The sequence below is a fragment of the Deltaproteobacteria bacterium genome, assembly GCA_029860075.1.
In the GTDB taxonomy this organism is placed as follows: domain Bacteria; phylum Desulfobacterota; class JADFVX01; order JADFVX01; family JADFVX01; genus JAOUBX01.
Genome location: JAOUBX010000061.1, coordinates 17,219 through 28,813, shown reverse-complemented (window position 1 = coordinate 28,813; position 11,595 = coordinate 17,219). Strand labels below are relative to the sequence as shown.

The window sequence follows — 11,595 nt, the reverse complement described above, 5'->3', positions numbered from 1 at the left end:
ACCGCTCCTGATAAGGTTGGACGCAGCCCTGTCGCCAAGGATGAGATTAACAGCCTGAATAATGATCGATTTTCCGGCGCCTGTTTCTCCCGTAAGAACGATCATACCACCGGGAAAGGAGAGCTCCAGTTCATCAATAATAGCAAAGTTTTTGATACGCAGTTGTGTAAGCATTTTTATATAAACGATAAATTAATTAGTTTTCATCCGGAAAGGGTGCTTTTTCGCAATCTCTGCGTCAATCTTCAGATTTGCTTGTGCGACGTACAGCAGTACGACTCGGCGAAACCCTTGATTTCCTTGACCTTGCAAAAAATCCCTCCTTTCCAAATTGAAAACAAAATTTGATCCACCATAGTTGACCGATGGATACTAATTAACATTTGATCCTGCCTGCCGCAAGAAAAAGGGAAACCGACGTTTTCCCGTCAGTAATCTCACCGCTTTCTACCATCTTCATGGCTTCATCAAAGGGGAGTCTCACCACTTCCAGGTATTCGTCATCTTCAAGCGCCTGTTCGCAATCCTTCAGATCACGGGCAAGGTAAAGATGCACGATTTCCGAACAGAAACCGGGTGTAGGAATAAACTCTCCCAGTTTTTCAAGCCTGCCCGCGGCAATCCCCGTTTCCTCTTTCAGTTCTCTTTCTGCTGCCAGCTGAGGATCTTCACCGTCATCAATACGCCCTGCCGGCACCTCCCAGACCAATCCTCCCACGGCATGCCTGAACTGCCTGACAAGTGTTACATCTCCGTTATCATGAAGAGGAAGCGCACAGGCTCCCCCGGGATGCCTGATAATTTCCAGGTCCACCTCTCTTCCATCGGGGAGGGGAACTTTTTCCAGGTTCAGGTCAATGACTCTTCCCCTGTACAGTTTAACAATTTTATCCATAAAGGGCGATAATAGCAGTTTTATTCCCTATTCTCAATAAAATCGTTTATCTCCGGCCCCCGGACCTTTTAATCGATTTTATCCTGAAATTCTCTTTCGTCGAAGGGCTTTTTTTAAAACCTTTTCCCTGGAAGTGAATCTAAAATAGAACAAAACTTGCTTTTTGCAGGTTCAATGATTAAAATAACGCGATACAATTTTTGGAGGAACACTAATGTGGGATTACACAGACAAGGTTAAAGAATATTTTTTGCACCCTAAAAACGTAGGTGTTATTGAAGACGCCAATGCCGTCGGTGATGTAGGATCGATTACCTGCGGCGATGCGCTTAAGTTGATGCTCAAAGTTGATGATAACGAAAAAATCATCGACGCCAAGTTTCAGACATTCGGCTGCGGCAGCGCCATCGCTTCATCTTCCGCCCTGACTGAGATGGTTATCGGTAAAACCGTTGAAGAGGCGGAAAAGATCACCAACCAGGACATTGCAGACTTTCTTGGCGGACTTCCCAAGGAAAAGATGCACTGCTCCGTCATGGGCAGAGAAGCGCTGGAAGCAGCCATTGCAGACTATCGCGGCATTGACCTCAAGATTATCGAGGAAGAAGAAGGCCCGCTCATCTGCCAGTGTTTCGGTATCCATGAAAAGCTCATCGAAAAAACAGTCATGGAAAATGACCTCAAGACGGTAGAAGAGGTAACCAACTATACCAAAGCAGGCGGCGGCTGCGAAACATGTCACCCCGCCATTGAAGACATCATTGAAAATGTCTGGAAGCTCAAAGGCCAGGAAGTCCATGTCAAGGAAGAGACAGCTGCAAAGAAACCGGCCATGACCAATCTCCAGAAGATAGCCCTTATTACGGAAACCATCGATAAAGAAATAAGACCTATGCTTGCCCAGGATGGCGGTGATATAGAACTTATAGATATCAGCGGTAACGAGGTTCTGGTAGCGCTGAGAGGGGCCTGTTCTTCCTGCGTGAGCGCCTACTACACGGTAGACGGGATCGAAGAAAAGCTGAGAGAAATGGTCTACCCTGACATAGTCGTTAAACTTCAGACAGACTAGTCAGACTTCCGCCTTTACCGGGCAGATCTAATTTCACAAGAATATCAACTAAGGAGGACCCCTTGGATAGAGAAGTCGTTTATATGGATAATAACGCCACCACCCGTGTGGCGCCTGAAGTCTTTGAGGAGATGAAGCTTTACCTGACAGAGCTCTATGGTAATCCCTCAAGTATGCATACCTTCGGTGGCCAGGTCGGTAAAAAGATCAGTGAAGCAAGATCGAGAGTTCAATCCCTTATCGGCGCCGAGCATGATACGGAAATCATTTTTACAAGCTGCGGCACGGAAAGTAACAGTACGGCTATTTTTTCAGCCCTTCAGGCCTATCCCGACAGAAAAGAAATAATTACCACAAGGGTTGAGCATCCGGCCATCCTTTCACTGGCGCCCTACCTTGAAAAGCAGGGTATAGCCGTCGTTCAGCTGAAAGTTGACAAGCACGGCAGGATTGATATGGACGAGTATGCTCATTTCCTTAAAGATGATACGGCCCTCGTTACTATTATGACGGCCAATAATGAAACAGGAACCATTTTCCCTGTTGAAGAAATGGCAAGGATAGCTGTAGACCGGGGCGTTCTTTTCCATACCGATGCCGTTCAGGCAGCAGGCAAAATTCCACTCAACATGCAGGAAAGCTGCATTAACATGATCTCCCTTTCAGGGCATAAGCTCCATGCGCCCAAAGGAATCGGCTCTCTCTACGTAAGAAGAGGCACCAAATTCCGTCCTTTCATGAGAGGCGGCCACCAGGAAAGAAACAGGCGTGCCGGTACGGAAAACGTTGCCTCCATCATTGCCATGGGTAAAGCGGCTGAGTTGGCAAGGGTTCACCTCGATGATGAAAATAGCAGGGTCAAAGCCATGAGAGACAGGCTTGAGAAGGGAATTCTTAAAAGCGTGCCAAGATCAATCATCAACGGTGACGTGGAAAACAGGCTTCCCAACACAACAAATATCAGTTTTGAATTCATCGAAGGCGAGGGAATCCTTCTTCTCATGAATGACCTCAACATTGCCGCTTCATCAGGCTCTGCCTGCACATCAGGTTCACTTGAACCTTCACACGTGCTTAGAGCGATGGGTGTGCCCTTTACAGCGGCCCACGGCTCAATCAGGTTTTCTTTAAGCCGCTACAATACCATGGAAGAGGTTGACTACGTTGTTGAAAACCTGCCGCCCATTATCGAAAAACTCCGTTCCATATCACCCTTCTGGAACAAGGGCAATCCTAAAATGGAGTTTGAGCCCGAATACAAGTAAAGGCAGCTAATTCATTGAAAAAATACTACGTCCTCGATACCAATGTTTTGCTTCACGATGCGGGCTCACTCTTCGCCTTTGACGATAACGATGTTATTATCCCTATCGTGGCTATTGAAGAGCTGGACCGATTTAAGAAAGATTTAAACGAAATAGGCAGAAATGCAAGGCAGGTATCGAGAATACTTGATAATCTCCGTTCAAAAGGTCCGCTTTATAAAGGGATAGCTTTGCAAACAGGGGGAACTATCAGGGTTTTCATCCCTTCGGACAGAACGAATCATCTCCCGCCGGAACTCATTTTCGACAAGGCTGACAACCAGATACTTTCCGTCGCCATGGAGCTTAAGGAACTCGATGAAGAACCCGTTGTTCTTGTAACAAAAGATACAAACCTGCGGATCAAGGCCGATGCCATAGGGATAACCGCCCGTGATTATGAAACGGACAGGGTAGAAATTACTGAACTCTATGAAGGCATTACCCGGCTTAATGTTTCAAAAGATCAAATAGACAATTTTTATGAAAAGGGAAGTCTTAAAGTTGATCCCACAGGCAGATACCCTCATGAAGGTTTCATTCTTGTGGACAAGGCCGATGAAAAGCACTCAGCTCTCGGAAAATATGAGAACAACGCCGTCGTTCCACTCAACCTTACCCTTGATCCCGTCTGGTCTCTATATCCCAGGAACGCAGAACAGCGAGTTGCCCTTGACCTTCTCCTTGATGATTCCATCAAGCTTCTCTCGCTGGCAGGCAAGGCAGGGACAGGTAAAACCCTTCTTGCTCTGGCAGCAGGGCTTCAAAAAACGATTGATGAAGGCATTTATACGAGACTTCTCGTATCGAGGCCCATATTCCCCCTCGGTAAGGATATCGGCTACCTCCCCGGCGATATAGAAGAAAAGCTTATTCCCTGGATGCAACCCATTTTTGATAACCTGGAGCTTATCTTTGCGTCGACGGGCAAGCAGAAAGTCAAGCGTGAAGGGAAGCACAGATACAAGGAACTGATGGACCAGGGTGTGCTGGAGATAGAACCGCTAACCTACATCAGGGGAAGAAGCATTCCCAACCAGTACCTCATCATTGATGAGGCCCAAAATCTCACGCCTCATGAAATAAAAACGATCATTACAAGAGCAGGCGATAACACAAAAATAGTCATTACAGGCGATCCTTACCAGATCGACAATCCCTACATCGACTCATCGAGCAACGGACTCAGCTACGTTGTTGAGCGCTTCAAGGGGGAAAAGATTGCAGGCCATGTAACGCTTACCAAAGGTGAACGTTCAAAACTGGCCGAAGTGGCGGCAAACCTGCTTTAACAAGCATAAAGATTAAGAAATCGGCTATGAAAGGGAGCCACTCCCTGCAAACGCCCTCTCGCGTTAAAACCTGACTACTGAGATAACCATTCCCCTAACCAGGCCTATAGAGAACTTGCGCCCCGGCAGTTTACGCTCTGCCCGTCGCACATAAAAAAAGGCAAGCTTCAGAGCTTGCCTTTTTACCTTGCACATAAAGAAAAACTTACATAATTTTTAAAGAACCCAGAATCCCTCCGACAACGATACCGATGGTCATGCCGATTCCTTCAAACATAAAAGCCGTCGGTAAGTTAATATGCATATGCAAAACATGCATGGAGAACATAATCCAGGCCAGCACAGCAAATCCACCCGATGCAAAGCCCTTTATCATCAATTCAATAATCCTTACGTTTTGTCCCATCTCTTCATAAGTCTCCCGACTCATTTGCTTCCTCCTTAATTTTTGTCTCATTAAGAACAAGAGTGTCACATGACAAGGGACATAGTACTAGCAGTACTCCATTGAGTCAAATATTTTTTACGACTCTACACTTTTTTTAAAAGAGAAAAAGAAGATATCCCATTTTTTATATAAAAAATAACTATGCAGCTGATTTAAAACAGGACAATAAATCCTGGATGACCTTCATGACCCGATCATAGGACTCTTTATTTTTTTCACTAAGTCCGCGGAGAGACTCTAAAACAGAAATCATATCCCCATCAAAAGGGACTTTATGACCGGCGCTCTGGAGTTCATCTCTCAAAGAAGCATACCTTGCAAAATTATTAAATGGATATAGAACTTCAACATCGACAAGTAATCCATTGGCAATTTTTTCCAGTGTCGGCACATAGGGATTTTTAATTTTCCCCGATTCAATTTTTGATATATATGTTCTGTCAACACCGCACATATTGCTCAGTTTTTCCAGGGTAAGTCTTTTTTCTTTTCTGATTTTCCTGATTTTTGTACCAAAGCTTTCCATAGTGTCCCTCTCTTAATTTGATTTCATGGTTATAAGCCTTCACACCCTTATAAAATAAACCCTCATAATGTGCTTATTGTAACAAGAGAACCTTAAGAGAACCTTAAGGAGAAATATTTATTTTTGGGTAAAAATGTTATGTCCTTAAAAAGACATGGAGAGAAAATGGGAATTTTAAGCAATGACCGGAATTTGAACAATAACCTCCAGACCGCCGAGGTCTGACTTTTTCAACTCAATTTTTCCATTATGGAGCTTAACGATTCTGCCCACAATAGACAACCCGAGACCACTGCCGGGTTCATTTGAGCCAAGGTGGCGATAAAACCTTTCAAATACTTTTTCATAAGCCGATACCGGTATACCGGGGCCGCTGTCATTAAACCTCAAAAGGGCATATTCCTTCTCTTTGCCGAGACTGATATTCACTTTTCCTCCATAAGGCGAATAGCGAATAGCGTTGTCCAGCAAATTACGGATCAATATGGCAAGGGAGTCTTTATCACCTTGAATGGTGGCAGCTTCATTTTTGACAAGCCTAAAATCTATCTCCTTTTTCAGCGCCATGGGGGCAAATATTTCCAGCGCCTGCGAGAAGAGTTTCGACAATAAAAAAGCTTCTTTTTCCAGTCGGTCCGTCTCAGGATCGAGGCGCGCCAGCGTAAGCATCTGGGTAACAAGATGAGAAGATTGGTCTACACCCTGAATCAATCGGGCCAATGCTTTTTTACCGACACTCTCATCTTTAGTATTGAAAGCAAGCTGTGCCTGCGCTTTTAAACCGGCAAGGGGAGTCCTTAACTCATGGGCTGCGCTTGATGTAAATTGTCTTTCATTTTCAAAGGCCCTGGAAAGGCGTTCAAAAAGGTTATTCATGGAATTGACCAGAGGAGCAGCCTCCCGGGGAATATCCATTGAAAGGATGGGATCGAGGTGTTCAGGATTACGCGAAGATACCTGTTCGGCCAGCCTGTCCATGGGACGCATAGCCCTCGCAATGCCGTACCATATAAGTACCGTCAATGTAGGCAGCAAAATAAAAAGGGGGACCATCATTTCAAAAGCGACGATGTTTGTCACTTGCTCCCTAAGATCATGACGTTCACCAACCTGAACCAGGATTGTCCTGTCTTTATCATAAAGGGAAAAAACTCTCCATAAATTTTCATCAATAAGCCTGTTGCTAAACCCTCTTTTCTCTTTCGATAAAATATTTTCCGGAGCACTGGCTGATCGTGTAATCAATTTGTCGGGTAAATACCATACCTGGTAAGCTATCTTGTTTTTAAAGGGATGACCTAAAAATTCCTTTTTATCGATTTCAATATCCCCTACTTTGGGGATAAAAGCATTACTGTTTTCTGAATGTTCTTTTACCTCATGCTTACTGACAGATAGAATGACTTTGGCCGCCTGTTCCAGTTGAGCATCAAAGAGTTGCTGCACTTCATAACTAAATTCAAAGTAGCTCGTAATCGCTGAAAGAAGCCATGCAACAGTTACAGCAGAGAGCAAGATGATTAGCAGGCGATTTCTGATAGATGAATTCATTATTCTTTAGTAAGTATGTAGCCGACACCTCGAACAGTACGAATAAAATCGGGCCCCAGCTTTTTTCTCAAATGATGGATATAAACTTCAATGGTATTGCTTTCGATTTCCTCATTCCAGCTGTACAGGCTTTCTTCCAGTTGTTCTTTCGATACAACCTTATCTTTGTTATTCATGAGCACCGATAGAAGGGAAAATTCACGATGAGAAATATCGATATTCTTCCCGTAACAGGTAACACGATGGGAAGCAGGATCGAGAGTAACCGGTCCGTGGATAATAAGAGGTGATGCCTGGCCACCTTTTCGCCGGCCAAGGGCTCTGATACGCGCTGACAATTCATTCAGATCAAAAGGCTTGATCATATAATCATCGGCGCCGCTATCGAGCCCCTTGATCCTGTCCTGAACAGTATCACGGGCAGTAAGAATAATAACGGGAATTTCATTACCCCGACGCCGCATGCTTTTAAGCACATCAATCCCGGACTGCAGTGGAAGGCCGAGGTCGAGAATAAGCAGTTCATGCTCATTAAGAGCAAGCGCAGCTATGGCATCTTCACCATCGGTTACCCAGTCAACAGCATAGCCATCCTGGGTAAGCGCTGTTTTAACAGCATCCCCGATAAGAGGATCATCTTCAACAAGCAATAATCGCATTGCTTAACCTCCTGTAGAACAGGCTTTTGAACTTATTCTGCTCAGCAGCTATCATTGACTGCCTGTATTAATTTAGACCATATACACCTTATAAGGCAACAAACTTCTTAAAAACGATGGCTCCACCTCATCCCCATTAAATAATCACGGCATCAGGACAGAGCGCATTAATAAAAGGCCATTCCTTGCTTAAAGCTGCTCTTTAAGCACCTTGTACAAGGCGGAGAAATCCTCTTTCCCCATTCCCCTGGACCTTGCAAGGCCATAGAGTTCCTTTACAACAGTTGCTGAGAAGAGGGGTTTTTTAAGCGTATTCGCCAGGTCCTGCAAGCAATGGAGGTCTTTGTAGATACAGTCAGTCGAAAAATGGGTCGAAAAATCCTCTTTCAGCAATTTTTCCCTTTTGGCATTAAGAACAAGGGAATTTCCACCACCTGCTGCCAGAATATCAAGAATATTCTCCTTTTCTATGCCTGCCGCCTCTCCAAAAGAGAGGGCCTCTGCAATAGTTGCCATAAAAGAGCCCAGGGTGAGATTATTAATGAGTTTCATCTTTGTGGCAAGAGCCGGCTTTTCGAGGAAAAAAATATTTCTCCCTATCCTTTCAAGGAGGGGGAGGACTTTACCGTAAGACTCCCTCTCACCGCTTACCAGGACGGTGAGCTTCCCCTGAGAGGCAGGAACGACACTGCCCAGCACAGGCGCTTCGATATAGCCGCCGCCTGCTTTCTTAATATTGATGTGAAAATCCTTTACCGGTTCAAAATGATTTGTTGTCGTATCGATAATGATCTTTCCCTTGCAATCACCTTTTAGAAGCCCCTCTTCCCCTGTCATAACATCCTTTACCGCTTCACTGTCAAAGAGGTTTAGAAAAAGGGTATCTACAGAAGAAACAAGCGCTGCCGGCGAATCGGCAACTTTCATTCCAAGACCATGAGCCTTTTTTCTCGTACGGTTCCAGAGATTAAGTTCCACCCCTTCTGAAATAAGCCTTTTTGCTATTGTTCTGCCCAGCGTACCAAGGCCGATAAATCCAACATTCATAGATTGAATCTCCTTTTTAAAAAATTTGCACAATACAAAGTTAATAAATATAACAAAATGGTTTAATTTTCAAGCTTCTCATAGATCCATGGCTCTTTAATCAACCACCCCATCGTAAGTCATGAGAAATTCACCCACCGGGAGTCTGTCGGAGACTCAATGATCTGCCACCCTGTTTTTTCACGGTAATCCCTATTCCGACGTTAATTCTTTTTACTTATATTAAGTTAAAATATGATATATAATGAACATTTCTTTTGTATTTAAGTTGCAAAGCATTTCTTAAATATACATATTTTTTTATCATACAAAGACGCTAAGATCACAAAGGGTATAAATCAATTTTATTCTAACTGCTTATCATTATTCTTTGCGCTCTCTGTATTAACCAAATAGACAGATCAACCACCACGCCGCAAGCAGCGAGGAATAAGTGTGGAAACGACGTTCCCACCTTATCCCCATACGGGGGGAATGCAACCGCCAGAAATTCAATTTTTTTATGGATGAACCCTGTTTTTTCATTATAATTTTTTAATTTCCTCTATTAGATATTCTGCAATGACTATCCGTTTCAGACTCATATTATTACTTACTCTCTTTAGCTTCCTCCTTGGAATTATCTTTGCTGCAACATTACTGGGCACCTATGAGATTAACTCCAAACTTGCCAAAATAGACGCCCGTTTGCATCATGTGGATCTTGTTTCACAAATAAACAGCAATATATTTGAGCACTTCGGATATTCCTTCAACTATCTCCTCCAGGGCAGTGAAGAAAGCATGAAGCTATCTCTCAGCGGCAAAGCATCGGTAGACATTCTGTTTGACAAATTGCGCGAAGAAGAGAACCTTCATGAGCATTTACTCCTTACAGAGAAGCCACTTGATTTAAAAAAAAAGTATGACATGCTCATGGTGGATTTAAAAAAAAGCTTTAAACTGAGGGAGGAAGGGAAGCAAAGCGAAGCAATAAATTACTATGCGGAATCAACAGAGAATATCTTTGAAAAACTTATGTTCGAAGAGCTGGCGCAAGTCAATATAGAAGAACAAAAGAGTATAAAACTGGGCTACGATCAATTGCTCTTTGAAGTGGGCATAATTCCATGGCTCGACAAAGAAATAGTTCATCAGGTCAGTCTTGCAAAGTTAAGCGTCGACTACTTTATGCATGTAAGTAATCTTTCATCGGACATTAACAAACTTCACAAAGACGGTTTTGATTTTATATTAAGAGGCTCCAGGGATGAATATAACGATTTTATGGCAAACACTGAAATTATAGTCAAGTCCTTCAAAACCCTGAAAAAGTTAATCAAGCTGAATTCTACCCTCGGTATTGAGGGAGAAAGTGAAGATTTAATAAAAGCAAGCTACGTCCATGATGTGTATATCTCTGCTATAGATCTTTTTCATAAGTCATTCGAGCTTAAAATGAGCGGTAAAAAGGAAGCAGCGTTATCAGTTTTAAACAACAAGATAGAACCGCTTATACAAGGCCGGATTATTCCCACCATTGAAGAATTGACGAGAGACAGTTTTGAGGAAATAGGAGACGCTCACAACCGGCTGAAGAAAACGATTTCCACCGCCACGACTATCGTCTCTCTCATTATCATTATCCTCCTTACAGCCATTTCCTATATTTTCATAAAGTTAATTAAAGGAATCATGACATCCCTTTCAACACTAAAAAGCGGCATAAGCGAAATAGGAGAAGGGAAGCTCGATTATGAAATCCGGCTTGTAGAAAATGATGAACTGGGAGAACTTGCAAAGGTGTTAAATAACATGAGTAAACAGCTTCGCAGCACAACTGTTTCAAGAGATCTTTTACTTCAGGAAGTGAAAGTGAGAAAAAAAGCGGAAAAGAGGCTCATTGCCGCAAAAAAAGAACTGGAAGCAAGTAATGAAGAGCTTGCACTCATGAACGAAGAGTTGGAAGCCACCAATGAAGAACTGCTAAATGAAATTGATGAGCGTCAAAAACTGGAAGAATACCTTATTGAGGCAAAGAAAAGTGCCGAAGCAGCCACAGAGGCAAAGTCACAATTTCTTGCCAATATGTCCCACGATCTGAGAACACCGCTCAATGCGATTATCGGCTTTTCGGAAGTGCTTTCCATGGGAGCTGTCGGTGAACTCGAAGGTCGTCAGAAAGATTGTGTCATTGACATCCTTGAAAGCGGACAACACCTGCTGTCACTTATTAATGAAATACTCGATCTCAGCAAGATAGAAGCAGGAAAGTTCGACCTCAACTATTCAGAGATTGAAGTTTATGGACTGATTGAAACAACGCTGATTTTTATCAAGGAAAAAGCGACAAGTAAAAATATCGAGCTTGTAACGGATTTTTCATATGCCCATCTTATCATTGAAACAGACAGACTGCGCCTGAGACAGATACTTGTTAACCTCCTGAGTAATGCCGTGAAATTTACAAATCACAAAGGCAAAATAACCGTGAGAGCAGGAACATGCGATGAAGCGGGAATGATAACCATCTCTATTGAAGATACGGGAGCAGGCATAAAGGAAGAAGATATTGGCAAGGTTTTCAATATCTTTGAACAGGTCGATTCTTCCTACACAAAGGAGTATGAGGGATCGGGACTTGGCCTGGCGCTCTCCAGGAAAATTGTGGAACTCATGGGGGGAAAGATCTGGGTAGAAAGCAAATTCGGCAAAGGAAGCCGTTTCAGCTTCTGCATCCCCTGTAATCAGATAGAGGAGAGCAGCTAAGCTTTATTAAAATGCAGTAGAATTAAAAACTTATGCCATAAATCATGATCCAA

11 protein-coding genes are annotated in these 11,595 nt (G+C 43.3%); 4 read left to right on the top strand and 7 right to left on the bottom strand.

The genetic code is table 11. The features are described from left to right. Nucleotides 1-174: AAA family ATPase (locus OEV42_16030; GenBank protein ID MDH3975782.1), on the bottom strand; the 174-nt coding region annotated here is incomplete at its 3' end. Nucleotides 175-376: 202 nt separating this feature from the next. Continuing rightward, nucleotides 377-895, bottom strand: coding sequence for an NUDIX hydrolase (locus tag OEV42_16025; GenBank protein ID MDH3975781.1), 519 nt, complete (start codon nt 893-895; stop codon nt 377-379). A gap of 214 nt (nt 896-1,109) precedes the next feature. Here OEV42_16025 and nifU point away from each other — a divergent pair, with 214 nt between their 5' ends. The 3 genes from nifU (at nt 1,110) to OEV42_16010 (ending at nt 4,563) form a co-directional block, all read left to right on the top strand. Further along, on the top strand, nt 1,110-1,967 hold the full coding sequence (nifU, locus tag OEV42_16020) for a Fe-S cluster assembly protein NifU (GenBank protein MDH3975780.1): 858 nt from the start codon (nt 1,110-1,112) through the stop codon (nt 1,965-1,967). An 83-nt stretch (nt 1,968-2,050) separates the two neighbouring features. Beyond that, on the top strand, nt 2,051-3,232 hold the full coding sequence (gene nifS, locus OEV42_16015; protein ID MDH3975779.1) for a cysteine desulfurase NifS: 1,182 nt from the start codon (nt 2,051-2,053) through the stop codon (nt 3,230-3,232). A gap of 14 nt (nt 3,233-3,246) precedes the next feature. Then, on the top strand, nt 3,247-4,563 hold the full coding sequence (locus OEV42_16010) for a PhoH family protein (protein MDH3975778.1): 1,317 nt from the start codon (nt 3,247-3,249) through the stop codon (nt 4,561-4,563). Nucleotides 4,564-4,768: 205 nt separating this feature from the next. Here OEV42_16010 and OEV42_16005 read toward each other — a convergent pair whose 3' ends face one another. From OEV42_16005 to OEV42_15985, 5 genes are all read right to left on the bottom strand, one after another. Then, the gene (locus tag OEV42_16005) at nt 4,769-4,993 is read right to left on the bottom strand and encodes a hypothetical protein (protein ID MDH3975777.1); all 225 of its coding nucleotides are present in this window, start codon (nt 4,991-4,993) and stop codon (nt 4,769-4,771) included. 157 nt (nt 4,994-5,150) lie between these two features. After that, nucleotides 5,151-5,537, bottom strand: a complete 387-nt coding sequence (locus OEV42_16000) for a helix-turn-helix domain-containing protein (GenBank protein ID MDH3975776.1) — start codon at nt 5,535-5,537, stop codon at nt 5,151-5,153. 174 nt (nt 5,538-5,711) lie between these two features. Next, nucleotides 5,712-7,088 carry an ATP-binding protein gene (locus OEV42_15995; protein ID MDH3975775.1) on the bottom strand — a complete coding sequence of 459 codons (1,377 nt, stop codon included), beginning with the start codon at nt 7,086-7,088 and terminating at the stop codon, nt 5,712-5,714. Beyond that, nucleotides 7,088-7,747 (bottom strand): response regulator, encoded by a 660-nt coding sequence (locus OEV42_15990; GenBank protein ID MDH3975774.1) that lies wholly within the window; start codon nt 7,745-7,747, stop codon nt 7,088-7,090. The genes OEV42_15995 and OEV42_15990 overlap by 1 nt, the downstream gene beginning before the upstream one ends. A 189-nt stretch (nt 7,748-7,936) precedes the next feature. Continuing rightward, nucleotides 7,937-8,827, bottom strand: a complete 891-nt coding sequence (locus tag OEV42_15985; protein ID MDH3975773.1) for an NAD(P)-dependent oxidoreductase — start codon at nt 8,825-8,827, stop codon at nt 7,937-7,939. Nucleotides 8,828-9,355: 528 nt separating this feature from the next. Between OEV42_15985 and OEV42_15980 the strand changes: the two genes are divergently transcribed. Further along, nucleotides 9,356-11,542 (top strand): ATP-binding protein, encoded by a 2,187-nt coding sequence (locus OEV42_15980; protein MDH3975772.1) that lies wholly within the window; start codon nt 9,356-9,358, stop codon nt 11,540-11,542. The last annotated feature ends 53 nt before the right edge of the window (nt 11,543-11,595 follow it).